Source organism: Kitasatospora sp. NPDC087314, assembly GCF_044744365.1.
GTDB lineage: Bacteria > Actinomycetota > Actinomycetes > Streptomycetales > Streptomycetaceae > Kitasatospora.
Genome location: NZ_JBIUYE010000029.1, coordinates 26,064 through 52,170, shown reverse-complemented (window position 1 = coordinate 52,170; position 26,107 = coordinate 26,064). Strand labels below are relative to the sequence as shown.

Annotated in this window: 22 protein-coding genes and 1 pseudogene; 10 read left to right on the top strand and 13 right to left on the bottom strand. The window is 74.0% G+C overall.

The window, feature by feature from the left end:
* Positions 1-401: 401 nt before the first annotated feature.
* Entirely contained in the window at positions 402-1,406 is a 1,005-nt protein-coding gene (locus tag ACIO5E_RS38765) for a stage II sporulation protein M (RefSeq protein WP_400677187.1), read from the bottom strand.
* A gap of 282 nt (positions 1,407-1,688) precedes the next feature.
* Between ACIO5E_RS38765 and ACIO5E_RS38760 the strand changes: the two genes are divergently transcribed.
* Positions 1,689-2,645, top strand: a complete 957-nt coding sequence (locus ACIO5E_RS38760; RefSeq protein WP_400677184.1) for an RDD family protein — start codon at positions 1,689-1,691, stop codon at positions 2,643-2,645.
* A gap of 66 nt (positions 2,646-2,711) precedes the next feature.
* On the opposite strand, the gene ACIO5E_RS38755 is transcribed toward ACIO5E_RS38760, so the two are convergent.
* Entirely contained in the window at positions 2,712-3,347 is a 636-nt protein-coding gene (locus tag ACIO5E_RS38755; protein ID WP_400677182.1) for a hypothetical protein, read from the bottom strand.
* A 119-nt stretch (positions 3,348-3,466) separates the two neighbouring features.
* Here ACIO5E_RS38755 and ACIO5E_RS38750 point away from each other — a divergent pair, with 119 nt between their 5' ends.
* Together ACIO5E_RS38750 and ACIO5E_RS38745 are read left to right on the top strand one after the other, a co-directional pair.
* Positions 3,467-3,979: a SigE family RNA polymerase sigma factor gene (locus ACIO5E_RS38750; protein WP_400677179.1), complete on the top strand. Its 513-nt coding sequence runs from the start codon at positions 3,467-3,469 to the stop codon at positions 3,977-3,979.
* Entirely contained in the window at positions 3,976-5,007 is a 1,032-nt protein-coding gene (locus tag ACIO5E_RS38745; protein WP_400677176.1) for a hypothetical protein, read from the top strand. Before ACIO5E_RS38750 ends, ACIO5E_RS38745 begins: the two co-directional genes overlap by 4 nt.
* Positions 5,008-5,077: 70 nt before the next feature.
* Here the strand turns inward: ACIO5E_RS38745 and ahcY are convergent, their stop codons facing one another.
* The 6 genes from ahcY to ACIO5E_RS38715 form a co-directional block, all read right to left on the bottom strand.
* Positions 5,078-6,526: an adenosylhomocysteinase gene (ahcY, locus tag ACIO5E_RS38740; protein WP_280686055.1), complete on the bottom strand. Its 1,449-nt coding sequence runs from the start codon at positions 6,524-6,526 to the stop codon at positions 5,078-5,080.
* Positions 6,527-6,860: 334 nt separating this feature from the next.
* A complete protein-coding gene (locus ACIO5E_RS38735) occupies positions 6,861-7,838 on the bottom strand; it encodes a cation diffusion facilitator family transporter (RefSeq protein WP_400677172.1) in 978 nt (325 codons plus the stop codon).
* 118 nt (positions 7,839-7,956) lie between these two features.
* A complete protein-coding gene (locus ACIO5E_RS38730) occupies positions 7,957-9,207 on the bottom strand; it encodes an SIS domain-containing protein (protein ID WP_400677169.1) in 1,251 nt (416 codons plus the stop codon).
* Between the two features lie 70 nt (positions 9,208-9,277).
* Complete coding sequence (locus ACIO5E_RS38725; RefSeq protein ID WP_400677166.1) at positions 9,278-9,460, bottom strand: Trm112 family protein; 183 nt, start codon at positions 9,458-9,460, stop codon at positions 9,278-9,280.
* Between the two features lie 105 nt (positions 9,461-9,565).
* Positions 9,566-10,951 (bottom strand): phosphomannomutase/phosphoglucomutase, encoded by a 1,386-nt coding sequence (locus tag ACIO5E_RS38720; protein ID WP_400677163.1) that lies wholly within the window; start codon positions 10,949-10,951, stop codon positions 9,566-9,568.
* A gap of 177 nt (positions 10,952-11,128) precedes the next feature.
* A complete protein-coding gene (locus tag ACIO5E_RS38715) occupies positions 11,129-11,494 on the bottom strand; it encodes a DUF3499 domain-containing protein (protein ID WP_280686050.1) in 366 nt (121 codons plus the stop codon).
* Positions 11,495-11,657: 163 nt separating this feature from the next.
* Between ACIO5E_RS38715 and ACIO5E_RS38710 the strand changes: the two genes are divergently transcribed.
* Positions 11,658-12,110 (top strand): metallopeptidase family protein, encoded by a 453-nt coding sequence (locus ACIO5E_RS38710; RefSeq protein ID WP_400677160.1) that lies wholly within the window; start codon positions 11,658-11,660, stop codon positions 12,108-12,110.
* Between the two features lie 54 nt (positions 12,111-12,164).
* Here the strand turns inward: ACIO5E_RS38710 and ACIO5E_RS38705 are convergent, their stop codons facing one another.
* The 3 genes from ACIO5E_RS38705 to ACIO5E_RS38695 all read right to left on the bottom strand — a co-directional run bounded on the left by ACIO5E_RS38705 (position 12,165) and on the right by ACIO5E_RS38695 (position 18,237).
* The gene (locus ACIO5E_RS38705) at positions 12,165-13,856 is read right to left on the bottom strand and encodes a DUF5719 family protein (RefSeq protein WP_400677157.1); all 1,692 of its coding nucleotides are present in this window, start codon (positions 13,854-13,856) and stop codon (positions 12,165-12,167) included.
* A 6-nt stretch (positions 13,857-13,862) separates the two neighbouring features.
* Positions 13,863-17,747, bottom strand: coding sequence for a glycosyltransferase family 2 protein (locus ACIO5E_RS38700; RefSeq protein ID WP_400677154.1), 3,885 nt, complete (start codon positions 17,745-17,747; stop codon positions 13,863-13,865).
* 217 nt (positions 17,748-17,964) lie between these two features.
* Positions 17,965-18,237, bottom strand: a complete 273-nt coding sequence (locus ACIO5E_RS38695) for a WhiB family transcriptional regulator (RefSeq protein WP_063349134.1) — start codon at positions 18,235-18,237, stop codon at positions 17,965-17,967.
* A 622-nt stretch (positions 18,238-18,859) separates the two neighbouring features.
* On the opposite strand from ACIO5E_RS38695, the gene ACIO5E_RS38690 reads away from it, so the two are divergent.
* The 3 genes and pseudogenes from ACIO5E_RS38690 to ACIO5E_RS38680 form a co-directional block, all read left to right on the top strand.
* Positions 18,860-19,489: a cysteine dioxygenase gene (locus ACIO5E_RS38690; RefSeq protein ID WP_400677150.1), complete on the top strand. Its 630-nt coding sequence runs from the start codon at positions 18,860-18,862 to the stop codon at positions 19,487-19,489.
* Between the two features lie 68 nt (positions 19,490-19,557).
* Positions 19,558-20,517 carry a 2-phospho-L-lactate transferase gene (cofD, locus tag ACIO5E_RS38685; protein WP_400677147.1) on the top strand — a complete coding sequence of 320 codons (960 nt, stop codon included), beginning with the start codon at positions 19,558-19,560 and terminating at the stop codon, positions 20,515-20,517.
* 144 nt (positions 20,518-20,661) lie between these two features.
* Positions 20,662-21,960, top strand: a pseudogene (locus ACIO5E_RS38680) (coenzyme F420-0:L-glutamate ligase); the annotation flags it as partial.
* Positions 21,961-22,164: 204 nt separating this feature from the next.
* Here the strand turns inward: ACIO5E_RS38680 and ACIO5E_RS38675 are convergent.
* On the bottom strand, positions 22,165-23,130 hold the full coding sequence (locus tag ACIO5E_RS38675; RefSeq protein WP_400677144.1) for a DNA-3-methyladenine glycosylase family protein: 966 nt from the start codon (positions 23,128-23,130) through the stop codon (positions 22,165-22,167).
* A 6-nt stretch (positions 23,131-23,136) separates the two neighbouring features.
* Here ACIO5E_RS38675 and ACIO5E_RS38670 point away from each other — a divergent pair, with 6 nt between their 5' ends.
* Positions 23,137-23,628: an SgcJ/EcaC family oxidoreductase gene (locus tag ACIO5E_RS38670; protein WP_400677141.1), complete on the top strand. Its 492-nt coding sequence runs from the start codon at positions 23,137-23,139 to the stop codon at positions 23,626-23,628.
* Here ACIO5E_RS38670 and ACIO5E_RS38665 read toward each other — a convergent pair.
* Positions 23,625-23,780 carry a hypothetical protein gene (locus ACIO5E_RS38665; protein ID WP_400677138.1) on the bottom strand — a complete coding sequence of 52 codons (156 nt, stop codon included), beginning with the start codon at positions 23,778-23,780 and terminating at the stop codon, positions 23,625-23,627. The two genes, ACIO5E_RS38670 and ACIO5E_RS38665, sit on opposite strands and share 4 nt — an antisense overlap.
* Positions 23,781-23,884: 104 nt before the next feature.
* Between ACIO5E_RS38665 and ACIO5E_RS38660 the strand changes: the two genes are divergently transcribed.
* Together ACIO5E_RS38660 and ACIO5E_RS38655 are read left to right on the top strand one after the other, a co-directional pair.
* Positions 23,885-24,676 carry a TIGR03089 family protein gene (locus ACIO5E_RS38660; protein ID WP_400677135.1) on the top strand — a complete coding sequence of 264 codons (792 nt, stop codon included), beginning with the start codon at positions 23,885-23,887 and terminating at the stop codon, positions 24,674-24,676.
* Positions 24,677-24,817: 141 nt separating this feature from the next.
* On the top strand, positions 24,818-26,011 hold the full coding sequence (locus tag ACIO5E_RS38655; RefSeq protein WP_400677132.1) for an LCP family protein: 1,194 nt from the start codon (positions 24,818-24,820) through the stop codon (positions 26,009-26,011).
* Positions 26,012-26,107: the final 96 nt, after the last annotated feature.

Sequence of the window (26,107 nt, the reverse complement as noted above, 5' to 3'; positions counted from 1 at the left end):
GCTGTTGAGTTCTCAAGGAACGGACACTTCCTTCAGGCTGCCTTCCAGCAGGCCCTCCGGGCGCTTCGTTCTTTCGTGTTTCCAGCTTATCAGATCCTCGCGGCCGTTCTTACCGGCTTCGTTTCTCCGAATTCCCGCTGGCGGGATTTCCTGCAAACTTCGCTTCGAAGCTTATCAAAGCTTTCGGTGTGCTCAGTCCGTGGGATTTGCTTCGTCAGAGGGCGCGCATTTCGTGAAACACGCCCACCTCGATTCGGCGGTGTCGTAGACACTAACGCCCGGGACGACCGTTGTCCAGTCGCTCCCAACCGTTCAAACCTACTAGCCCACCCCGACCACGTCAATGGTTTGGCTGAGATGCGAGAAGAGTAGCAGGTCAGAGGCGTGTGGATCACATCGCCTCAGGCCGCGACGGGCTGCAGGTCCGCCCGATCGGCCGCGTCCAGATCGCCGAGTTCTCCCGTCTCGGCGGCCTTCCGGCCCAACACCAGTGCGTAGAGGAGGAATGCCGTCTCCGCCAGCACGCCGATCGAGATGCGCGCCCAGGTTGGCAGGCCGGACGGAGTGACGAAGGCTTCCAGCACACCGGAGACGGCCAGCACCGTCGCGAGGCCGATGGCCATGCCGATGATGGAGCGCCCCTGTTCGGCCAGGGCCGTTCCACGGGTCCGCGGGCCGGGGTCGATGACCGTCCAGCCGAGGCGCAGGCCGAGACCGCCGGCCACGAACACCGCGGTCAGCTCCAGCAGGCCGTGCGGGATGAGCAGGCCGAGGAAGACGTCGAGGCGTCCGGCGGAGGCCATCAGCCCGATGCCGACGCCGAGATTGACCACGTTGGTCCACATCACCCAGAGCACGGGGAGGCCCAGCGCGATCCCGAACAGCAGGCACTGCACGGCGACCCAGGCGTTGTTCGTCCAGACCTGCGCGGCGAACGAACTCGCCGGACGGTCCGAGTAGTACGACTCGTACTGGCCGCCCGGGCGGGTCATCTCCTGCAGGTGCTCCGGGGCGACGAGGCTGTTACGGACCTCGGGGTGCGTGGCCATCCACCAGGCGAGCACCGCGGTGGCGAGCAGCGAGACGGCCGCGACCGGCAGCCACCATCGGCGCGAGCGGTACAGCGCGGCCGGGAAGCTCACCGTGTAGTACCGGGCGACGTCGTGCCAGCCGCTGCTGCGGGAGCCGGTCACCGCGCTGCGGGCCCGCGAGACCAGCCCGGTCAGCCGACTCAGCAGGGCCGGGTCCGGCGCGGCGGCCTGGACCTTGGCCAGGTGGCCGGTGGCGCGCTGGTACAGGGTGACCAATTCGTCGGCCTCCTCCCCGCTGAGCCGGCGCCGTCGGGCGAGGGCGTCCAGCCGTGCCCACTCCCCCTGGTGGGTGGCGACGAAGACGTCCAGGTCCATTCGGCGGCTCCATGGTCGGCGGTGGGCGCGAGGGGCCCGGGCGCGGGCGGCGGTACGTACGGACACGCGCGGCCCAGCATGCCAGGAGCGGCGAGCGCCCCGGCCGCCGGGATCTCACTTCCCGTGCGGCCGCCGGGCGCCGTATGTTTGCGGCTGCGGATCGGACTGCGGAGAGCGGGTCGTGGGGGCCGGTCCGGGTGGTGCCCCTCCCCTCGACCGTGCCGCCCTCGGCGGCCTCCACTGGAGCCGTACGGGTTCCACGAGCGTGAACGGACAGGTGTCTTGAGCGACCTGGTGACGGGTGAGGCGGTCGTCCTCGACCTGCAGACGGCGAAGCTTCCGAGCCGGGCGCTGGCGATCGCGCTGGACCTGCTCGTGGAGTTCGCCGCCCTGCTGCTGGTCTCGCTCCTCCTGAGCGTCGCCCTGATCGGTCTGGACGGTGCCGCGCTGGCCGCCACCCTGCTCGGGCTACTGGTGTTCTTCCTGGTGGCCGTGCCGGTGATGGTCGAGACCCTCAGCCACGGGCGCTCGCTCGGCAAGGCCGCGCTCGGCCTGCGGGTGGTGCGCACCGACGGCGGCCCCGTGCGGTTCCGGCACTCGCTGGTGCGCGGGCTGGTCGGCTTCATGGAGCTGGTCGCCATGACCGGCGTGCCGGCGGTGATCACCTCGGCGGTGAACGTGGACGGCAGGCGGCTGGGCGACATCTTCGCCGGGACGGTGGTCGTCCGCGAGCGCACCCCGGGCGGCGGCACGGCGTCCCCGCTGCCGCCCGTGCACCCGCACCTGCTGCAGGCGATGGGCCGGGAGCTGGTCGCGATGGACCTGTCCGCGGTGCCGGAGTCGCTCTGGTTGGCGGTCCGCCAACTGCTCGGCCGCATAGGCCAGTTGGATCCGGCAGTGGCGCTCCGAATGTCCGCCCGGCTGGCCGACGACCTGGCCGCCCGTACCGGCCACCCGGTGGCACCGGGGCTGCACCCGGCGGCGTACCTGGGCGCCGTGCTCACCGAGCGCCAGCGCCGGGAGTGGATGCGGGCCCAGGCGCAGCAGCAGATGACCGCCCCCGCAGCCCCATCCCCCGCCCGGCAGGCCCCCGCACCGCAGCCGCCCACCGCGGACGGCCGGCCGCATCGGGCCCTCGGCGTCCCGGCCGCGACCACCCCCACGGCCCCGGCACCCGCCGCCCCGTCCTTCGAGAAGCCCGCCCCCGCCCCGGGCACCGGCTTCGCCCCGCCCGCCTGAGACGTGTCCTAAGACCGACCGGCACATGGTGCGCGGCGTCGCGACACCCACCATGTGCCGGTCGGTCTAACTTCCGAACTCCACCGGCCAGGCGTTCGGCGGCGACGCCAGCTCCTCCAGCTCGATCCCGGCGGCCGCCAGCACCACGTCGCCCGCCAGGTGCACGACCTGCTGCTCGCCGGTCTCCAGGTCCGCCACCTGGTACCGCTCGACCAGCAGCGGGCCCGAGTCGGTCTCGTGCGTGTCGACGCCCTCCAGCAGCCACCCCTGGTCGAAGGTGCGCGGCGCCAGCACCGGTTCGGTGAACGCGACCAGCCGCACCCGCGCGCTCGCCCCCTCCCGCAGCCGCAGCAGCCGGGCGGTGGCGACCAGGAAGGCCGGCGAACCGCCGGTGAACCCGTGAGCCCGGTCATGGCCCTCCACGGCGTGCTCGCCGCCCGGGTCCGCCGCGTCGGTCCGGACCCAGGCCACACCGTCCACCGCGCCGCCGCGCACCAGCCAGCCGCCGGCCCGCAGTTCCATCCGCAGCGGGCGGGCGCGCGAGTCCAGGGTGAGGTCGACGCCGCCGATCACCTGCCCGTCCGGCGCGTAGGTCTTGGAGACGTACCGCCAGCCGGCCGCCCCGGGGGCGCAGCTGAAGCGCTCCTCGCCGAGCAGCACGTGGTCATGGGTGTCGTGGAGCGAGTACCGGCCGTTGGGCATGCCCGAAAGCCTACGTGGACGATCTCCGGACCCGGCGTGCAACGTTCGGGGCGGGTGCCCGCATTAGGGGGGTGGACGGCGCGGCTGAGCGCCATCGCTACGAGGAACGGGGGGTGCAGATGGCGAAGCAGGCACACGACGCGGAATTCACCGAGTACGTGGCTTCCAGGGGCGGCTGGCTCCGGAAGGTCGCCTATCTGCTGTGCGGGGACTGGCATCGGGCCGACGACCTGGCCCAGGAGACCATCACCAAGCTCTACGTGCACTGGTCGAAGGCCAAACGGGTGGAGAACGTGGACGGTTACGCCCGCAGGGTGTTGATCAACACGTTCCTGAGCGAGCAGCGCTCCCCCTGGTGGCGCCGCACGACCCGTACCGACACCGAGCCGGACATCGCCGCCGCGAGCGTCGATCTGGACGTCTCGATCGACCTGCGCCGCGCCCTTGCCGCGCTGCCGCCCCGCCAGCGGGCCACCGTGGTGCTCCGCTACTACTGCGATCTGTCGATCGATCAGGCTGCCGAGGCGCTGGGCTGTTCGTCGGGCAACGTGAAGAGCCAGAGCTCACGCGCGCTGGTTGCCCTGCGCGGCACTCTCGCCTCCCGCCCCGCCGTCGCAGAGAGGACGTCATGACCACCACCGAGCACAGCGACCTGGCCGCCCGCCTGGCGGCCCTGGCCGACGAACCGGCGCCGCCGGCCGCCTTCGACGTCGCCACGTCCATCACCCGGGGACGGGCCCGCCTGCGCCGCCGGCAGCGGTTCACGGTCGGCGCGGTGGCCGCCGCGACGGCCCTCGTGATCGGCGCCACGCTGGTGCTGGAGCCCAGCCCCGCCGGAGCGCCCGCCGCACCCGCGGCCCCGGCCTCGGTCGCCCCGGCCCCCTCCACTCCCCCGGCCAAGGCCGGTACCGGCGTCCTGGCCACCGAAGTCAAGTTCGGCTGGCTGCCCGACTGGGTGGACGGCGAGCGCGGCATCAGCTACTTGGGGAGCGTTACCAGTGCCGGTGAGGGGGGGATGGGCGGACGGAGCCTCATGCTCTCGCTCTTCCCCGCCGGGCCCGAGCCGGCCATCGACGTCGATCCGAAGCAGAAGCAGGAGAAGGTGCCGGCCCCCGACGTGAACGGCCGGACCGCGTACTGGCTGGTCCATCCGGCCGCTCCCACCTTCGACAACTCATCCCGGCTCCTGCGCTGGCTGACCCCCTCCGGTCGGTGGGCGCAGCTCACCGGGTGGCGCGGCCGCTCCCAGGACGTCCCCGACGACGCGCTGCTTCGGGTCGCCGCCGGCGTCCAGGTCGGCAACTGGGACGTCCCGTTGCCGTTCTGGCTGGCCGGGCCTCCCAGCTCGGTCCGGCTGACGGGCGCCTCGTTGACCCGCCCCCAGGGCTCGCTGCCCTGGGGCGCCCAGGTCACGTTCTCGGCCGAGGACAGGAAGGTCCGGATCTCGGTCGCCCCGGACCGGGCGATCCCTCCCGGGGAACCGGCGCAGGAGCCGTTCCAGGCGTTGTGCCGGGTTGACCAGGGGATCAAGGTCTGCGTGGGAGGGGCGGAAGGAAAACCGCCCGCGCTCGCTCAACTCGGCGGCCTGCAGGGCCTGCTGAACCTCGTGCACGTCACCGGCGCCGACGAGAGCAGCTGGACCACCGACGTCCTCCGCTGACCGCGCCCGTACGCCGGTGGCCGGCACCCCACCAGGGGGTGCCGGCCACCGGCGTCGGGGCGTCACCGCATCAGTAGCGGTACTGCTCCGCCTTGTACGGGCCCTCGACCGGAACGCCGATGTAGTCGGCCTGCTCCTGGGTCAGGGTGGTCAGCTTCACGCCGAGCGCGGCGAGGTGCAGGCGGGCGACCTTCTCGTCCAGGTGCTTGGGCAGCACGTAGACGCCGATCGGGTACTGCTCGGTCTTCGTGAACAGCTCGATCTGGGCGATCGTCTGGTTCGCGAAGGAGTTGGACATCACGAACGACGGGTGGCCGGTCGCGTTGCCCAGGTTCAGCAGGCGGCCCTCGGACAGCATGATGATGGTGTGGCCGTCGGCGAAGCGCCACTCGTGGACCTGCGGCTTGACCTCGGTCTTCACGATGCCGGGCAGCTTCGCCAGGCCCGCGATGTCGATCTCGTTGTCGAAGTGGCCGATGTTGCCGACGATCGCCTGGTGCTTCATCTTCTCCATGTGCGAGGCAAGGATGATGTCCTTGTTGCCCGTGGTGGTGATGAAGATGTCCGCGATCGAGACGACGTCCTCCAGGGTGGTGACCTGGTAGCCGTCCATCGCCGCCTGCAGCGCGCAGATCGGGTCGATCTCGGTGATGATCACGCGGGCGCCCTGGCCGCGCAGCGACTCGGCGCAGCCCTTGCCCACGTCGCCGTAGCCGCAGACGACGGCGACCTTGCCGCCGATCAGCACGTCGGTGGCGCGGTTGATGCCGTCGATCAGCGAGTGACGGCAGCCGTACTTGTTGTCGAACTTCGACTTGGTGACGGCGTCGTTGACGTTGATCGCCGGGAACAGCAGGTTGCCGTCACGGTGCATCTCGTACAGGCGGTGGACACCGGTGGTGGTCTCCTCGGTCACGCCCTTGATGGTGGCGGCGACCTCGGTCCACTTGTTCGGGGTGTCCTTGAGGGTGCGGTTGAGCAGCTCCAGGATGATCCGGAACTCGTCGTTGTCCGCGGTGGACGGGTCCGGCGCGGCACCGGCCTTCTCGAACTCGACGCCCTTGTGGATCAGCAGGGTGGCGTCGCCGCCGTCGTCCAGGATCATGTTCGGGGTCTGGCCGTTCGGCCAGGTCAGCGCCTGCTCGGTGCACCACCAGTACTCGTCCAGGGTCTCGCCCTTCCAGGCGAAGACCGGCACGCCCTGCGGGTTCTCCGGGGTGCCCTCCGGGCCGACGGCGATGGCGGCGGCCGCGTGGTCCTGGGTGGAGAAGATGTTGCAGGAGCACCAGCGGACCTCGGCGCCCAGGGCGGTCAGGGTCTCGATCAGGACGGCGGTCTGCACGGTCATGTGCAGCGAGCCGGTGATGCGGGCGCCGGCCAGCGGCTGCGACTCGGCGTACTCGGCGCGGATCGACATCAGGCCGGGCATCTCGTGCTCGGCCAGCTGGATCTCCTTGCGGCCGAACGGCGCCAGGGAAAGGTCGGCGACCTTGAAGTCACCGGTGGTGTCGGTCGACATACGTCTGCTCCTCGCTGATGGGGTGGGCGTGGCCAAGGTCCTGGTGTGCAGTCGCAGCGCGACGGGGCCGTACGGGTGCACGGCTACGCCGGGGCGGCCGGATCCGTGGTGACGGACCGGTTCCCTGCTGCGCAGCACAAACCGTCGGAGGACCTCTCTCCCTCGACCGGGGCACACCCTACGGGCGCGGACCTCCGATCGACCGCCATCAGCAGCGACGTTCTGGCTCTGGTGACGAATCTACACCGGCGGCCCCGCCGGCCGTCCGCCGATGAGTGTTTTCGGCCTCGGATCCGATCGGTCCTCAAGCGAAGCCCAGCCCGCCATCGGCCCGTCAGTGCGCGGTGCCGGGCCCGGGCCCGCCCGGGGTGGCCGCCGGGTCCTCGCCGGCGGCGGCCTTCTCGGCGCTGTAGACGTCGGGCTCCAGGTAGATCGCCCGCGCGATCGGGACGACCGCCCGCACCCGCGCCTCGGCCGCGTCGATCGCCTCCGCCACGCGGGCGGCGCTGTCCTCCGCGTTGACCGCGATCTTGGCGGCGACCAGCAGTTCCTCCGGGCCCAGGTGCAGGGTGCGCATGTGGATCACGCCGGTGACCGACTCGCCGTCCACCAGCGCCGCGCGGATCCGCCGCACCGACTCCCGGTCCGCGGACTCGCCGAGCAGCAGCGACTTGGTCTCCAGGGCGAGCACCACCGCGATGAGCACCAGCAGGACGCCGATGCACAGGGTGCCGACGCCGTCCCAGACGCCGTCGCCGGTGATCACGGTGAGCGAGACACCGAGCAGCGCGAGCACCAGACCGATCAGCGCGCCGGTGTCCTCCAGCAGCACCACCGGCAGCTCCGGAGCCTTGGCGGTGCGGATGAACTGGACCCAGCCCTGGCCGCCCTTGGCCTTCGCCGACTCGCGCATCGCGGTCAGGAAGGACCAGCCCTCCATCACGATCGCGAAGACCAGCACGCCGACCGCCCAACCCCAGGCGTCCAGCTTCTCCGGGTGGCTGACCTTGTGCCAGCCCTCGTAGATCGCGAACAGGCCGCCGACGCTGAAGAGGACGATCGCCACCAGAAAGCCGTAGATGTAGCGCTCGCGGCCGTACCCGAAGGGGTGCTCCTCGTCCGCCGCCCGGCGCGCCCGCTTGCCACCGATCAGCAGCAGCACCTGGTTGCCCGAGTCGGCGACCGAGTGCACGCCCTCGGCCAGCATCGACGAGGAGCCGGTGAAGCCGAAGGCGGTGAACTTGGCCGCCGCGATCGCCAGGTTCGCGGACAGTGCCGCAACCAGTGCCCTGGTGCCGCCTTCAGTACTCATGCTCGGGGTCCCTCCGCCGCAGTGGCCGGTCGCGCTGCTCTCGTCGAGCGCTTACCGTACCGGCCGTCGAGGTGGCCGAGGTATCGGCGCGAGCGGCCGGGGCCGTGCCCGCCCCTGCTCAGGACTGCGCGGCGGCGAGCCCGAGGTAGACGGCGGCGAAGTCGGTCAGCGCGAGCAGGTCGGCGAGCGCGTGCAGCGGGTCCGGCCGGGTGCTCGCGTACTCCGTCAGCCGGACCTCGTGGGCGGCGGCCAGCCGGTGCGCGCGGGTGACGCCGAAGCTGCGCGGGCCCGCGTCGTCCTCCGGCACCTCGGCCGGGCCGTCCGTCTCGTCGGGCGCGCCGCCGGGCGCACCCGGGACGTGCCGCAGCAGCAGGACCTGCAGGTGCAGCGGATCCGGCTCGTCGACCCGGTCGCGGAAGAAGTCGTCCGGGTCCGCGCCCGCGCCCAACTGGCCGGTGAACATGCCGCGGTGGGCGGTGAGCACCTGCGGCAGCGGCCCCGCCAGCGCCGGGCGGCCGGCCCGTTCGGCGAGCTGGGCGGCGAAGCGGTCGGCGACCGCCCCGGCGATCGGGCCCTCCGCCCACAGCAGCGGGACCGTCCCGGCCAGCCGCGCGGCCAGGCCCTTCGCCGGGTTGGTGTACGCGGCGGCGTCGGGGCGGCAGCGGACGGCGGTCGCGTCCAGCAGGTCGGCGACGGCCGGCAGCGCGTCGTACGGCAGCTGGGTGATGCCGATCTTCTGGGCGAGCGCGAGCAGCGGGGTGAGGTGGGACCACAACGCGGCCGGGTCCTCGGCGGGCAGGTCCGGCTCGGCGGACGGGCCGGCGGGTGCCTCGTCCTCGGGCAGCACGGAGGTCACGTACGGCAGCGGCAGCGCGCGCACCTGCAGGGCGGCCTCGGCCAGCGGGCTGCCCGCCGGGGCGGTGACCACGATCGCACAGCCGCGCGCGTAGGCCTGCTCGGCGAGGCTGACCAGGCCCGGTTCGCCCCCGTCGGCGGAGCTGACCACCAGCAGGTCGAGCGGGCCGGCCCAGCCGGGCAGCTGCCAGCCGAGCCCGGTGGTGAAGGCGGGCGGCGCACCCGCCCGGTCGGCGCGCGGGGCAACCGCCTCGGTCGGCGGCAGCGGGGTGATCAGTGCGGCGTTGCCGGCCAGCGCGGCCAGGATCTCGCCCGCCGTCAGGGCGCTGCCGTGGCCGGCGACCAGGACGGCGCGCGGGCGGCCGTCCGGGCGCAGCCGGTCCAGGCCGGCCGTGTCGGCCAGCCGCAGCGCGGTGCGGACCCGCGCGCCGGAGCCGGCCAGGGCCAGCAGGGCGCGGTCGCGGTCGGCGCGCTGGAGGGCGGCCGGGTCGTCGAGCAGGGTGTCGTCGAGCATGCGGCGGGCCTCCGGCTGCTGTCCTGTGCGCGCTGGGCTGGCGGGGGGACGGGTTCGTCCGCCCCAAGGATCAGGCCGGGCGGCGGGCCTCGTCCACCAGCAGGACCGGAATGCCGTCCCGGACCGGGTACGCGAGGCCGCAGTCCGAACCGGTGCAGACCAGCTCGGGCTGCTCCTCGGTCCCGCCCTCGGTGAGCGCGGCCCGGCACTGCGGGCAGACCAGGATCTCCAGCAGGAAGGATTCGAGCTTCATGGGTGTCGGGCTCCCGGTCTTGGGGGTGGGAAGGCTGGTCGGGATCGGCATGGCGGTGCCCCGGCCGATAGGCAACCCTACCGGCCGGGGCACTGGAGGCCTCGGTCAGGCGCGGACGACGGCGAGCACGCCGTCGCGCAGCTCGGCCATCTTCGCCGGGTCCTTGGCCTCGACGTTCAGGCGCAGCAGCGGCTCGGTGTTGGAGGCGCGCAGGTTGAACCACCAGTCCGGACCGGCCACGGTGAGGCCGTCCAGCTCGTCGACGGTGGTGCCCTCCAGACCGGCGTAGGCGGCCCGGACGGCGGCGGTGCTGGCGGCCTGGTCGGCGACGGTGCTGTTGATCTCCCCGGAGGCGGCGTAGCGGTCGTACTCCGCGGTGAGCCCGGACAGGGTGCCGGACTGGCCGCCGAGCGCGGCCAGCACGTGCAGCGCGGCGAGCATGCCGGTGTCGGCGCGCCAGAAGTCGCGGAAGTAGTAGTGCGCGGAGTGCTCGCCGCCGAAGACGGCGTCGGTGACGGCCATCTCCTGCTTGATGAAGGAGTGGCCGACCCGGGTGCGCACCGGGGTGGCGCCGAGCTCGCGGACCACCTCGGGGACGGTCCAGGAGGTGATCAGGTTGTGGATGACGGTCGGCTCGGCCTCGCCGGCGGCCTTGGCGCGGGCGATCTCGCGGGCGGCGACCAGGGCGGTGATGGCGGACGGGGAGACCGGCTCGCCGCGCTCGTCGACGACGAAGCAGCGGTCGGCGTCGCCGTCGAAGGCCAGGCCGATGTCGGCGCCGACCTCGCGGACCTTGGCCTGCAGATCGACGATGTTCTTCGGGTCGAGCGGGTTGGCCTCGTGGTTGGGGAAGGTGCCGTCCAGCTCGAAGTACATCGGGACGAGCTCGATCGGCAGGCCGTCGAAGACGGTCGGCACGGTGTGGCCGCCCATGCCGTTGCCCGCGTCCACGGCGACCTTGAGCGGGCGGATCGCGGTGAGGTCGACCAGGCCCAGCAGGTGGTCGGCGTAGCCGCGCAGGGTGTCCTGCTCGGACAGCGCGCCGGGCTTGACGTCCTTGGCCGGGACGGTGACGGTGTCGTCCTCGGCCGTCCAGGACTCGACCAGCTCGCGGATCTCGGAGAGGCCGGTGTCCTGGCCGACCGGGGCGGCGCCGGCCCGGCACAGCTTGATGCCGTTGTACTGCGCCGGGTTGTGGCTGGCGGTGAACATCGCGCCGGGCAGGTCGAGCTTGCCGCTGGCGTAGTAGAGCTGGTCGGTCGAGCAGAGGCCGATCTGGACCACGTCGGCGCCGTAGGCGGCGGCGCCCTCGGCGAAGGCCCGGCTGAGCGACGGGGAGGAGGGACGCATGTCGTGGCCGACGACGATCGCGGACGCGCCGGTGACCTGCACGAACGCGGCGCCGAAGGCCCGGGACAGGTGCTCGTCCCACTGGTCCGGGACGACTCCTCGGACGTCGTACGCCTTCACGAGCTGCTTGAGGTCGCGCACTGCGGCTCCACCCTGGTCTCTGTACTGATCGGTGTGCGTGTGATCGGCGGCTGGCCGCCCACGGTCACGATACGTCGGGGTCACCGCCCGTTCGGTCGACGGTCCGCGGTGACGGTAGACGGGCAGCGTACCCGGGTCGAACGAACGCCCGGAGCGGGCCGGGTGCGGGGTGCGGCGTCAGTTGTCCGGCGAGCGGAGGACGCGGAGGTGGCCGCGGCGGCCGCCCTCGGTGGACTCGCCCTCGGGCGCGCGGCCCTGACGGGGGGTCTGCGGGCGGGCGGCCTCGCGGACGGCGTTGGCGAGGGCCTCCAGGTCGTCGCTGCTGCGGCGCAACGGCCCGGCCTCGGCGGCGAGCCGGACGACCTCCCAGCCGCGCGGGGCGGTGAGGCGCTCGGCGTGCTCGGCGCACAGGTCGTAGCAGTGCGGCTCGGCGTAGGTGGCGAGCGGCCCCAGGACGGCGGTGGAGTCCGCGTAGACGTACGTCAGCGTCGCGACGGCCGGCCGGCCGCACGCGGTCCGCGAACAACGACGTACAGAGCTCACGAGGGTGGACGGTACCGCACTCCTCGCCGGGGAGCGAAGACCGCCTGTCCGGCGGGTGTGCCGTGTCGCGGTCGGCGCGCCGGTCCGCGCACCCGCCACCCCGGGCGTTTCCCCGTCGGAGTAGTCCACTTCCGACCGTCCAAGGACTACCCTCGGCAGTGATATGGACAGCTCTGCACCGCAGTCATCGACGGGACCCTCGCGCCGTCCCCGGCACCGCGACCGGCACGGCAGGGGGCTGCGCGGCCCGCTGGCGCCGCCCCAGGTGCCGATCTCGCTCACCCGCTCCGAACTGTTCGACGACTACGTGCGCGAGTCGGTGGAGCGTCTTGAACGGCGCTGGCCGCAGTTGATCGAGGTGGAGTTCGCCGTCCAGGAGGTGCCGCTGCACGAGCCGGACGCGGCCGACACCGAGGACGGTGTGCCGCTGGGGCGGGTGTCGCCGGGCAAGCAGGGGCGCAAGAGCCAGATCGTGGTGTACCGGCGTCCGGTGGAGATCCGGGCGAAGACCCGGGAGGACCGCGCGGCGCTGGTGCACGAGATCCTGATCGAGCAGGTCGCGGAGCTGCTGGGGCTGTCTCCGGACGCCATCGACCCGCGCTACGACGAGGACTGAGCACGCGCACAGGGGCGGTACCCGGCGGGCCCGGGTACCGCCCCTGGCGGCCGGTCAGCGCAGGACGACGCCCGGATCCTGGCCGGCCCGCGGGACCTTGACGGTGCTGTGGTCGTCGTGCAGCGCCTGGACGGTGAACATCGGCACGTCCTTGGTGGGCAGCGAGAGCATCCGGGCGGCCACCACCGGGCCGCCGGATACGGTCTCGACGGTGAGCGCGAAGCTCCCGTTCAACCCGCCCGGCTCGGGCGCCGGGAGGGCGACCGTGCCGCCGGCCGGCAGCTCGACGTCCTTGCTCACCGGGGTGCCGCCGCCGGTGCCGGCCGAGGCGGTGACCCGCACGGTGGCGGCGTCGCCGGTGGAGGTCAGGAACAGCGTGGACGCGCCGGCCCGGTTGTCGGCGACGGTGGCGCGGGCGCCGACCGGGGCGCTGCCGGTGAGCCAGGCCGCGTCGCTCTTGCCGCCGCCCCCGGCCCGGTCGACCCGCAGGCCGGCCACGACCGGGGTGGGGTGCTTGTCGTCGGTGGGCGACAGCCGCAGCCCGGCGACCTCGTCGCGGGTGACCTTGCCGAGGTCCACGGCGGCCACCATGCCCGCCTTGATGTGGATCGACTCGTTGCCGGCCGGGGTGAACCAGCCGTTCTTGCCGGAGAGCTGGATCTTCAGGTCGGCGTCGTCCTCCGGCGGCGCCCAGACCACCAGGTGGGCGGCCGAGGTGTCGGCCGGCAGGCCGGGCAGCACCTGGGTGGGCGCCGGGTCGGCCGAGGCCGGGATCCAGTCGGCGCCCTTGCTCCCGTCGGCGGCGTGCAGGGCGGCGCCGACCCGCCCGCTGCGGGCCACCACGTGCACGGCGAGGTCGGTGACCGCGCCCTTGCTGATGGTCGGCAGCAGCACGGACTGGGAGCTGCCGGGGGCGACGGTGATGCCGTTGGCGGCGTCGTTCTCGATCAGGCCCTTGTCGCCGTACAGCTTGATGTCGACGACGGCGGCGGAGGACTCGGTGTTCACCAGGCTGACGTAGTCGACCCGGTCACCGGCCGTGCTGGCCCCGGCGAACCAGAAGCTGGTCCCGGCGGGGGTGCAGGTGAGGCCGGACAGGCCGAGTCCGCGCTGCTCGGTGACCACGGTGGTCTGGGTGACGGTGAAGCCGGGCGCGAGGGCGCCGGTGGCCACGGCCCCGGTGCCGGGGGCGGTGTCGCCGTTGGCGGCCGGGCCGGTGACCGGGCTGCCGGGCTTGGCCAGGGTCAGCCGGGCGTCGGCGGGCGCGCCGCCCTTGTCCGGGGCGGCCGGGGCGCCCGAACCGGACGGGGCCGGGGTGGCCGGGGCCGAGGGGGCCGCGGTCGGCGGGGTCGCGGGCGCGGCGGCGTCGGAGAGCCAGCCGGCCCCACCGGTGGCACCGCCCGTCCCGGGCGGGGTGTAGGCGGTGAACGTGGTCGAGCCGGTCAGGCCCTGGAGCGGCTGCGGGCAGACCGCCGCCGTCCGCTCGACCTGCGCGGTGGTCGGGGCTCCGGCGTCCGCCTTGGCCGGGGCGGCCGGCGGGCGCGCCTCGGCGATCCCGAACACCGCCGCGAGCACGACGGCCGCGGCCAGCAGGGACGGCGTGGTCCTGGCGCCCCCGGACCTCCCGGCCGGGCGGCCGGGCGCCGCGGGCTCCGGCGCCTCCGCCGGGGCGTGCCCGGACTGCTCGGTCTCGGCGGGCTCGACGGCCTCGGCCGCGGACTTCTTCCTGAAAGCGGGCTTCTTCATCGCGGGTCAGCTCCCCGATCCGTGCTGGTGCGGGTACCGGCCCGTGCCATGGGGGTCGTTCGGGTCGTTGGGGTCGTTCGGGTCGTAGTAGGGCTCGGCCTGCGGCTGCCCCGGCACCCACGGCTGCTGGTGCCCCGCCTGCGGGTAGGGCTCGTAGCCGTACTGCTGCTCCGGCGGGTACGGCTGCTCGTAGCCCTGCTGCGGGTACGCCTGCTGCTGGTAACCGCCCCCGGCCTCCGGCCCGGGGTGGCCCCACTCGCCCTGGCCGCCGTACGACGCGGCCGCCGGCTGCTGGGCCGCGTACTGGTCGTAGCTGTACGGGTCGGCCTGCTGGTACGTCTGGTACGGGTCGGCGTACGGCTCGGCCTCCTGGACGGCGGCGGCCGCCTGGACCGCCTCGGCCACCGGCTCGCCGGCCGGCTGCTGCGGGATCGCTCCCGGCGGGCCGTCGTACACCCCGCCGTCCTCGGCACCGCCCTCGCCGCGCTCGGCCATCCGGCGGGCCCGGCGGCTGCCGGGGGCGGGCGCCTGCGCCTGGGCCGCGGCGGCCAGCGCGGCGGCGGCCACCACCTCCTCGGGCAGGTCGTCGTCCTTGTGGCTGCGGCGGCCGGGCAGGGCCAGCACCAGGATGGTCAGGCCGAGCACCACCTGGGCCCAGATCCAGCCGGTGTGCGCGAAGCCGTCCTCCCGGGTGACGGCCAGCTTGCCGCCGCCGGCCGGGAGCTTGAAGCCCTGCGCCCAGCCGTCGACCGTGACGGCCTCCAGCGCGGTGCCGTCCAGGGTGGCCTTCCACTCGGGGGCCGCGGACTCGGCGAGCCGCAGCACCCGGCCGTCCGGGCCGGCCGGGACGGTGGCGGCGAGGTCGCGGACCCCGGACGGGACGACCACCGGGGCGGCGCCCGGGGTGGTGATCACCGCGCGGACCGCGGGGGTGCCGTTGACCTGCCAGAGCGCGGAGTCGCCGTCCTGGTTGGCCTTGACCAGGCCGGGGGTGGTGTCCAGGACGTCCTTGTAGGTGCCGATCACCGGCTGCTCGACCAGCACGTAGGCGATGCCGAAGCCGGACAGCGCGCCGGCCTGGTCGGCGCCGGAGCCGGCCAGCAGGCTGCCGACCATCTTGTTCAGGCGGTCCTGGGTGCCGGTCGCCGGGTCGACGGTGGACTCGGCCTGGCCGAGCGTCAGACCCGCGCCGCGGACCACGGTGTAGCGGACCGCGCCGCCGCCCGGGTCACCGGTGACGACCAGGGTGCGGGACCGGTCGGTGGTGCCGGCCTCCTCGGCGATGAACGCGGGCACCTGGCCGGCCGGGGCCCGGTGCAGCGGCCCGCCGGCGCCGGTCAGCGCCCACCACAGGCCGGTGCCCAGCGGGGCCAGTACCGCGGAGGCCACCACCAGCGCGGCCACCGGCTGGCGCCAGCCGAAGGCGATCCCGGCCACCCGGGCGTTGGCGCCGTCGGCGCCGATCGCGGCGGCCGCCAGCAGGGCGATCCCGGCGATCAGGGAGGCCGGGCCGGCCCAGGCGGGCACCGTCGGACCGCCGGAGGCCGGGGTGACGGAGATGCCCGCCACCGCGACCGCGAAGACCAGGCCGGCGCCGGCCGCCCCCCAGGCCGCCAGCACCGCGCGGCGGCGGTCGGCGCGCAGCAGCGCGGCGAGCGCGGCGAGCACCACGCCGGCCGACAGCCACACCGGCGGCACCCCGGCGCCGCCCGGGTTGACCAGCAGCAGGCCGACCGCGCTCGCACCGGTGCCGTGCAGGCCGGGCAGGCCGGCCTCCAGCAGCAGCCACTGCGGGTGCGACAGCACCGTCAGCGACCACGGCGCCAGCACCAGGACCGGCACCGCGAGGATCACCAGGACGCGCAGGCCGAGCAGCCGCAGCGCGGCGCCGCCGGAGCCGAAGGCACCGCCGCGCACGACCGCGACGACCAGCATCGCCAGGCAGAGCGGCAGCGCGAGCGCCCAGGTCAACGGTACGAAGGAGGTGGCCAGGGTGAGCAGCAGGACGGTCATCCAGACCGGCCGCCACCCCGGGCGGGCGCCCTTGGCGGCGCTCTCGTCGCGGATGCCGAGGCCGGCCGCGATCGCGGCGGCGCGGGCCAGCGGCGGCAGCAGCACGGCGAGGACGGCGGTGCCGATCCGGCCCTGGGCGAGCGCGCCGGTGGCGGCGGGCAGCAGCGCGTAGGCGGCGCTGGCCCAGGCGCGGACCAGCTTGGAGTCCAGCAGCGGCCGGGACACCAGGTAGGCGCTGACCGCGGACAGCGGCACGGTGAGCACGATCAGCAGGGTCAGTGCGAGGTCGGCGTGGTCGAACAGCACCCAGGACAGCACCGCGAGCACGCCGAGGTACGGCGGCGCGGCTGCGGTGGAGCCGGTGCCGACCGGGTGCCAGGCGTCCGCGTACATCGACCAGAGGCCGCCGGCGCCGTCGGTGGCCGGCAGCAGGGCGCCGCCGAACAGCTCGCCGCCGCCGAGCAGGCTGCGGCAGGCGATCAGGGCGAACACCAGCAGGGCCGCGAACAGCACCGGCGCCGGGCGCCGGGCCAGCTTCTTGATCAGCGTGAACTGCTCGACGACCAGGTCCTCGGCGTCCTCGTCGCCCGGCCCGGCCTCGACCGAGCCGTGCCGGCCGCCGGAGTCGTCCCCGCCCCCTATGCCGAGCGAGCCGATGACGCCTTCGACGGCCAGGCGGGCGGTGGCACCGGGCGCCGGGAAGAGCGTGCGGTCGTCCAGGGCGTCGGCGGCCCGGGTGCGGGCGCGGCGCTTGCGCGCGGCCAGCAGCCGGGGGAAGCGGACGAGTTCGTGGCCCAGGCCGGCGAGTTCGTCGAAGGCCTGCCGCGGGTCCTTGCCGAGCAGGTTGGTGACGGCCCGCAGCAGCGTGCCGAGCACCAGCCGCAGCAGGACGTAGGGGAAGAGCGCGCCCTTGCAGTTGGCGAGCAGGGTGTAGACGGCGCCGGACTTGTCCCCCCGGTGCGGGTGGGCGGGGCCGCAGTCGATGGCGCGGCGCTCGCGGCTGGCCGCCTCGGCGTGCCGCAGCACGGCGTCGGGGGCGACCACCACGCGGTGGCCGGCCGCGTTGACCCGCCAGCAGAAGTCGGTGTCGTCGCGCATCAGCGGCAGCGCCTTGTCGAAGCCGCCGAGCTCCTCGAAGACGTCGCGGCGCACCAGCATGCCGGCGCTGGAGACGGCGAGCACCGGGCGGACCTGGTCGTGCTGGCCCTGGTCCTGCTCGCGCCGGTCCAGGCCGGTCCACCGGCGACCGGAGCGGGCGATGCTGACGCCGACCTCCAGCAGCTGGCGGCGGTCGTACCAGCTGCGCAGCTTGGGGCCGACCACGGCGGCACTGGGGGTGGAGTCGGCGACCTGGAGCAGTCGGCGCAGCGCGTCGGTCTGCGGCTCGCAGTCGTCGTGCAGCAGCCAGAGCCACTCGACGGGCTGGGTCTCGCGCGGGCCGCCGCGGCCGAGGTCGTCCTCCTGGGCGAGCGGGTCGCCGAAGTCGTCCCAGCCGCCGGTGACCGGGTCGTAGCCGGAGGGGTCGAGCCGGTACGGGAGGTCCTCCGGGCGCAGCGGCGGGCTGTTGAAGACGGCCTCGGCGACGGCGGTGCCGAAGCCGGCCCGGCGGCCGAGGATCAGCGGGCCGCTCTCGGGCATCCCGTCGGCGAGGCCGAAGTCGGCGAGCGCGTCGGCGAGCAGCTGCGGGGAGTTGTCGGTGGAGCCGGTGTCGACCGCGAGCACCCGCTGGACCTGGCGGTCCTGGCCGAGCAGGCCGGCGAGGGCCTGCGGCAGCCAGCGGGCGCCGTCGTGCGAGACGATCACCGCGGTGACCAGGTGGCGCGGATAGGCGGGCGGCCTGGCAGCGGTGAAGCCGCTCTGGTGGCTGTAGACGGTCATCGAGTGCGCGGGCCCCAGTTCTCGGTGGACACAGCCGGTGAACGGCAACCGGATGGCGCACCACACTAACGGCTCCGGATGACGGCTTCGTCCGCGGTGCCGGTACGGAGCCGGTGAAGAGCGGGCCGGGAACACGAAAGCGCCCCACCACCGCGGTGAGGCGCCCGTACTGCTGTGTGGTTGTCGAAGGGTCAGCGGGGGTCAGGGCCCACCCCGGTCAGACCGCGCTCTTCTTGAGCCGACGACGCTCGCGCTCGGAGAGGCCGCCCCAGATGCCGAACCGCTCGTCATTGGCGAGGGCGTACTCCAGGCATTCCGACCGGACCTCGCAGGCGAGGCAGACCTTCTTCGCCTCGCGAGTGGAGCCGCCCTTCTCGGGGAAGAAGGACTCGGGGTCGGTCTGGGCGCACAACGCGCGCTCCTGCCAACCGAGTTCCTCCTCTTCCTCCGCGATGCCGTCACCGATCAACAGCTCAAAGAGCTCGCTCATGTGGCGCGCCTCCTCTGCCCCTACTTGGCGTCCCCGTGGTTGCCGTTGCCTCGTGCGGCCGACGACACGAGTGAAATTACAGTTGCGTCACTCTGGCCCAGTCAAGCCGAGCTCTGGTATTGAGGCCAGGATTCACTCCCCGGCACCAAGCCGTTACGAATAGTGTACATATTCGGACACATTGGACCTTCAGCCCGAAAGCCCCGGACGACCCCGAACCGTCCGCACCTATTCGCCGGGTGACGCTCGGTCACCACCACAGGCCGGTCATCGCCCTGCCTTCCCGGCGATCTTCCCATCGAAACATAGACGGTGATTTATCACCCCATCCGGGCAACTTCCGGACCTAACCCCCTCGAATGCCCCATCCCTGCGTTTGACACCGGGACCGTGGATACGGTCTCCTTTCCCCTATGTCAGAGTTCGCCAGCCCCCGGAGCGGTTCCACGCTCCGCCGTGCCGTGAACTCTTGTTGTCGCCTCTGTTCCTGCTGTATCTAGGCGCCCGCGTCCCACCGCGCGCCGCCCCCAGGAAGCACAGAGGCCGCCCGCGATTCCGCCCCAGGACATCCCGGATCCGGCTGATCCCTGACGAACCAGCCGCCACTCCGAGGACGACTCCCGTGCGCATGACCCGCATCCGCAAGCGGAACCGCGACCGCAACAAACTCGCCCGCCGTGGACTCGCACCCGCCGCCGCCCGACCCGCCCGGTCCGCCCGGGGCTGGACCGACGGCCTCAGCGACGTCTCCATCGCCGGCGACCCGCTCGCCTTCCCGCACCTGGCCCGCACCGACCTGCCCGCCCACCCCACCACCGTCGCCGACCACGCCCGGCTGGTCCGCGAGATCACCGCCGACCGCGCCCGCTGGGAGCCGCTGGTGCGCTACGACGCGCTCACCCGCTGGTACGCCCGGCTGGAGACCGGCCCCGGCTACGAGGTCTGGCTGCTCAGCTGGCTGCCCGGCCAGAGCAGCGGCTTCCACGACCACGGCGAGTCCTCCGGCGTGATGACCGTCGTCCGGGGCGAGCTGATCGAGCGCTCGCTGACCCACGAGGGAGAAGCGGCGCGCACCCTGCGCCCCGGCGGGCAGCGGGTCTTCTCCTCCGGCTACCTGCACGAGGTCGTCAACGGCACGCTCGAACCCGCCGTCTCCATCCACCTCTACACCCCGGGCCTCACCGAGATGAACCAGTACGGCGGCGCCTCCGTCCCCGAACAGCACCCGCAGACCCAGGCCGGGACGCACTGAGACCGTCCGGCCGTCGCGCCCGTCGACGGCCGGGCTGACGGGCAGTCCGGCCGTGGCAGGATGGCCCCATGCGCATCGTGGCACTGGCAGGCGGAATCGGCGGAGCGCGCTTCCTGCGCGGACTCCTCGCGGCGGTCGGACCGCAGGACGAGATCACCGTCATCGGCAACACCGGCGACGACATCCACCTCTACGGCCTCAAGGTCTGTCCCGACCTCGACACCGTGATGTACACCCTCGGCGGCGGCATCCACGAGGAGCAGGGCTGGGGCCGCACCGACGAGACCTGGTCGATCAAGGCCGAGATGAAGGAGTACGGCGTCGGCCCCGAGTGGTTCGGGCTCGGCGACCGCGACTTCGCCACCCACCTCGTCCGCAGCCAGATGCTCACCGCCGGTTACAGCCTCAGCCAGGTCACCGAGGCGCTGTGCGTGCGCTGGAAGCCCGGCGTACGGCTGCTGCCGATGAGCGACGACCGGGTCGAGACCCACGTGCGGATCACCGACGAGCAGGGCACCCGGGCGATCCACTTCCAGGAGTACTGGGTCAAGCTGCACGCCGCCGTCGACGCCGAGGCGATCATCCCGGTCGGCGCCGACACCGCCAAGCCCGCGCCCGGCGTCCTGGAGGCCATCGCCGACGCCGACGTGATCCTCCTCCCGCCGTCCAACCCGGTCGTCTCGATCGGCACCATCCTCTCCGTCCCCGGCATCCGGGAGGCCGTCGCCGCCGCCCCGGCACCCGTCGTCGGGCTCTCCCCGATCATCGGCGGCGCCCCGGTGCGCGGCATGGCCGACAAGGTGCTCGCCGCCGTCGGCGTCGAGGCCACCGCCGAGGCCGTCGCCCTCGACTACGGCTCCGCGCTGATCGACGGCTGGCTCGTCGACACCGCCGACCGGGACTCGGTCGCCGCCGTCGAGGCCGCCGGGATCGCCTGCCGGGCCGTCCCGCTGCTGATGACCGACGTCGAGGCCACCGCCGAGATGGCCCGAGCCGCGCTCGCCCTCGCCGAGCAGGTGCGCACGTGAGCGAGCGGAGCTTGCGAACCGTCAAAAGGGGCGCGTTTCGCGAAGCGACCGCCGAGCGCAGCGAGGTGGGCGCATGAGCGAGCGGAGCTTGCGAACCGTCAAAAGGGGCGCGTTTCGCGAAGCGACCGCCGAGCGCAGCGAGGTGGGCGCATGAGCCTGGAGGTCCTGCCGGTCGAGGGGCTGCCGGAGGTCGACGCCGGGGCCGACCTCGCCGCGCTGCTCGCCAAGGCCGGCGACTACCGGGACGGCGACATCCTGCTGGTCACCTCGAAGATCGTCAGCAAGGCCGAGGGCCGGCTGCTGCACGCCGCCGACCGCGAGGCCGCGATCGACGCCGAGACCGTCCGGGTGGTCGCCCGACGCGGCCCCGTCCGGATCGTCGAGAACCGCAACGGCTTCGTCATGGCCGCCGCCGGCGTCGACGCCTCCAACACCGCCCCCGGCACCGTCCTGCTGCTGCCCGAGGACCCGGACGCCTCCGCCCGCGCGCTGCGCGCCGGGCTCCAGCGGCTCACCGGCCGCCGGCTCGCCGTCGTCGTCACCGACACCTTCGGCCGCCCCTGGCGCAACGGGCTCACCGACGTCGCCATCGGCGCCGCCGGGCTCACCGTCCTGGAGGATCACCGGGGGCGCACCGACAGCCACGGCAACGAGCTGGCGCTCACCGTCACCGCCACCGCCGACGAACTCGCCGCCGCCGCCGACCTGGTGAAGGGCAAGGCCACCGGGGTGCCGGTCGCCGTCGTCCGCGGGCTCGGCCACCTCGTCACCGCCGAGGACGGCGAAGGCACCCGGCCGCTGGTCCGCCCCGCCGTCGACGACATGTTCCGGCTCGGCACCTCCGAGGCGCTGCGCCAGGCCGTCACCCTGCGGCGCACCGTCCGCTCCTTCACCGCCGAGCCCGTCGACCCCGCCGCCGTTCGCCGCGCCGTCGCCGCCGCCGTCACCGCGCCCGCCCCGCACCACACCACGCCGTGGCGGTTCGTCCTGCTGGAGACGGCGGAGGTCCGCACCCGGCTGCTCGACGCGATGCTCGCCGCCTGGCAGCGCGACCTGCGCGAACTCGACGGCTGGGACGACGCCCGGATCGCCCGCCGCACCGCCCGCGGCGACGTCCTGCGCGACGCGCCCTACCTGGTGGTGCCCTGCCTCGTCATGGACGGCTCGCACCACTACCCCGACCAGCGGCGCGCCACCGCCGAACGGGAGATGTTCACCGTCGCCGCCGGCGCCGCCGTGCAGAACCTGCTCGTCGCCCTCACCGGCGAGGGCTACGGCTCCGCCTGGGTGTCGTCCACCATGTTCTGCCGCGACACCGTCCGCGCCGCCCTCGACCTCCCGGCCGGCTGGGACCCGATGGGCGCCATCGCCGTCGGCCGCCCCGCCGAAGCCCCGCGGGGGCGCCCCGAGCGCAGCGCCGACGCCTTCATCGAGGTGCGGTAGCGACCTCGGCGAGCAATTCGGCCGTCCCGATCGTCGGGTCGCCCGGGTGCTGCACCGCCTCACGGGCGGCGAGCGCGTCGGCGGCCTCGTCGCGGGCGGCGCGCGTCCGCGCCTCGGCCCGACGGAGCAACTCGGCCAGGCGCACAGCGAATTGACGTGCGCCCAGGGGGACGTCACGACCTCGGCGTAGCGGCGCCGGGCCGGTCATCTGCCCCGGTGGTCGTTGGGGGTGAGGCGGGGGCCGTAGCGGGGGGCGTGGACGGCGGTGGCCATCAGGAGGCGGCAGACGCGGTGGCGGTGCGGGCGGTAGGGCTCCAGCAGGGCGAGCATCTGGGCGTCGTCGCTGCGGGGGCGGCCGGCCAGGGCCCAGCCGACCAGGTTGGGCAGGTGGAAGTCGCCGACCGAGACGGCGTCCGGGTCGCCGTTGCTGCGCTGCAGGGTCTCGGCGGCCGTCCAGGTCCCGATCCCCGGGACGGCGGTGAGGCGGGCGAAGGCCTCGGCGTGGTCCATCGCGGAGGCCTGCTCCATCCGGGGGGCCAGCCGGACGGCGCGCATGATCGTCGCCGAGCGCTTCGGATCCACCCCCGCGCGGTGCCACTCCCAGCTCGGCACCAGGGCCCACTCCCGGGCCGACGGCGCCACCCGCAGGCCCTCGGCCGGGCCCGGCGCCGCGGTGCCGAAGTCCCTCAGCAGGGTGCGCCAGGCGCGGTACGCCTCGTCGGTGGTCACCTTCTGCTCCAGGATCGCCGGGACGAGGGATTCCAGGACCAGACCGGTGCGGGTGAGGCGGACCCCGGCGGTGCGGCGCTGGGCGTCCCGCAGCGGGCCGGGCGGCAGCACCAGGGCCTCCGGATCGTCCTGCGCGCCCAGCAGCGCCGGCAGCCGTTCCAGCAGCCACTGCGCGCCCGGACCCCAGGCGGTGGCCTCCACCTCGCCGGCCCCCGGCCGCGCCAGCACCCGCAGCGTGCCGATCCCCGCCGGGGTCCGGGACGCCCGCCAGATCGCGCCGTCGCCGGTGGTGCGGTACGCCGGGTCGGCGGGGCCCCGGCGCAGCGGCAGCAGCGTCCTGGCCGCGTCCAGCGGGAAGCCCGGCCGCCAGCGCCGTACCGACTCGCCCGTCACCGCCGTACGCCTCCTCCGCTGTCCGGCTCCACCGCCTTCGTCGACCATGGGGATATGAACGATACGCGGCTGCCGGAGCTGTCCTCCGGGGACGAGAGCGCGGTGCGGGCGCTGTACCACCGGGCGCTGGAGGGGTGGAACCAGCGGGACGGCTCGGCCTTCGCCGGGCCGTTCGCCGAGCACGGGGAGGTGGTCGGGTTCGACGGGACCAGGCACTGCGGGCGGTCGGTGATCGCCGCCGAGCTGGGGCGGATCTTCGCGGACCACGCGACGCCGGAGTACGTGGCCAGGGTGCGGCGGGTGCGCGCGCTGGGGGCCGGGGTGGCGCAGCTGAACGCCGTCGCGGGGCTGGTGCCGGACGACGCGGAGGACCTGGACCCGGCGCTCAACGCGGTGCAGACGGTGATCGCGGTGAACGCCGGGACGGGGTGGCGGATCGAGCTGCTGCAGAACACCCCGGCGCGGTACGACCTCCGGCCGGACCTGGCGGCGGCCTTGACGGCGGAGCTGCGGGGGCTGGTCGGGCGGGGGCCGGGGCCTGTCTAGGACTTGTCAGGGGGCCGGAGGTGGGCCGCGGCCGCGCGGAGGGCGGGGAGCCGGACGCCGTCCGGGCCGGCCGGATCGGCGGTGGCGGCGGGCTGGAGGAGCAGGGCCACGGTGCAGCCGGCGAGCAGACCGGCCGGGAGGGAAAGGCGCATAGACCGGATGGTGGCGGCAAATCGGACCGCTCGCCATGCCGCCCCGTGCCCCTCCCGCCACCCCTCCCGACGCCCCACCCGAAGGCCGTAGGCTGGGGCGCACCATGACTGCGCATTTCGCTGCCGATGCCCGCACCCCCGTCGAGCTGCTGCACGCATACCTGCGAGGCGGCACGCCCACGGTCGATCCCGCGGCCCCGCTGGTCACCTTCTACGACGACGCCACCGGCGAACGGGTGGAGCTGTCCGCCCGGACCTTCGACAACTGGGTGGCCAAGACCGCCAACCTCCTCCAGGACGAGTTGAACGCCGGCCCGGGCGACCGGGCCGCGCTGCTGCTGCCCGCCCACTGGCAGAGCGCCGTCTGGCTGCTGGCCTGCTGGTCGGTCGGGGTGACGGCGGTGCCCGCCGGAGACCCGGCCGCCGCCGACCTGGTGGTCAGCGGCCCGGACGGCCTGGCGGCCGCCCAGGCCTGCGAGGGCGAGCGGGTGGCCCTGGCCCTGCGCCCGCTCGGCGGGCGCTTCCCACAGCGCCCGGACGGCTTCCTCGACTACGCCGCCGAGGTGCCCGGCCAGGGCGACCGCTTCGCGCCGTACTCGCCCGTGGCCCCGGACGGCCAGGCGCTGGAGACCGCCGTGGACGGGCTGCCGCTGAAGCTGACCGGCGAGCAGACCGTCGCGCTGGCCCGCGAGGGGGCCGTCCGGCTCGGGCTGAAGCCCGGCGACCGGGTCCTCTCCACCCTGTCCTACGAGGACTGGGCGGGTCTGGAGGCCGGTCTGCTGGCCCCGCTGGCGGCCGGCGCCTCGGTGGTGCTGTGCCGCAACGCGCAGGACCTCACGCCCGAGCAGTGGGAGAAGCGGACCGAATCCGAACGGGTGACACTGCGTCTCGGGTAATCCCCGGTTCCGGCTGGGCGGGTAGGGATCCCTGCCATGGCCGAGGACGACACCGCGCACCCCCCGACCGACACTTCCCCGACGGACGCTCCCCCTTCCGGACCGGGACCCGGACGCCCGCACCGGCGCCGGCGGTGGCTGTTGATCACCGCCGGCGTCGTCGCGTTCCTGCTGGTCGCCACCGGGGCGCTGCTCTGGATCGCCTACCGCACGCTGGACGGCAACATCCGCACCGACTCGGCCACCGACGAGCTGCTCGCCCGGCTGGAGGCCGAGCGGCCGAGCCGGACGGCCGGGGCCAAGGGCGCCGAGAACATCCTGCTGATCGGCAGCGACGACCGCTCCGGCGCCAACGCCTCGTACGGCGGCGAGCCCGGCGCCCAGCGCTCGGACACCACGATCCTGCTGCACCTGGCCGCCGATCGGAGGCACGCGACGGCGGTCTCCATCCCGCGCGACGTCATGGTCATCGTCCCCGCCTGCGAGAAACCGGACGGCACCCGCGGCAAGGCCGGGCTGATGCAGTTCAACTGGGCGTTCGAACTGGGCGGGCCGGCCTGCTCGATCCGCACCGTCGAGCAGCTGAGCGGCATCCGGATCGACCACTACGTGATCCTCGACTTCAGCGGCTTCAAGACGATGGTGGACGCGATCGGCGGGGTCGAGGTGTGCGTCCCGCAGGCCATCCACGACAAGGAGGCCAAGCTCGACCTGGCCGCCGGGCGGCAGAGCCTGCACGGCGAGCAGGCGCTCGGCTACGTCCGGGCCCGGGAGAGCCTGGGTGACGGCAGCGACACCCAGCGGATGGGCCGTCAGCAGCAGTTCCTGGCCGCGCTGATCCGCAAGGTGCAGTCGCAGGGCGTGCTGCTGAACCCGGCGCGGCTGTGGCCGGTGCTGGACGCGGCGACCTCCTCGGTCAAGGCGGACAGCGGGCTGTCCTCGCTCGGCGCGCTGTACGACCTCACCCAGGATCTGCGGGGCGTCCCCTCGACGGACGTGGTGTTCCTGACGGCACCGCGCCGGCCGTACCGGTACGACTCGGACCGGGACGAGTTCGTGCAGCCGCAGACCACCCAGCTGTTCACCGCGCTGCGGGACGACCGGCAGGTCGCCGTCCGACCGCCCGATACGACGCCGTCGCCGAGTGCCGGGGCGGGCGTGGGTACGAGTCCCGGAGCAGGCGTGGGGGCGGGCCTGGGGGCGGGCGCGAGTCCGGCACCCGGTGCGGGGTCGAACGAAGCGGCCGGCGCGACGGCGGGGGCGTCACCTTCGGCGGGCGCCTCGCCCACCTTCGAGGGACGTACGGCCGACGTGGACTCCTGCGCACCGCGCTGACCGGGGCTGCGCCGCAGGTCGGCGCGGGTTTTCCGGAAAGTTCCCGGCTTCCGGGAGCTTGACCGGGCTATTACCTGACCATGGCACGGATCACAC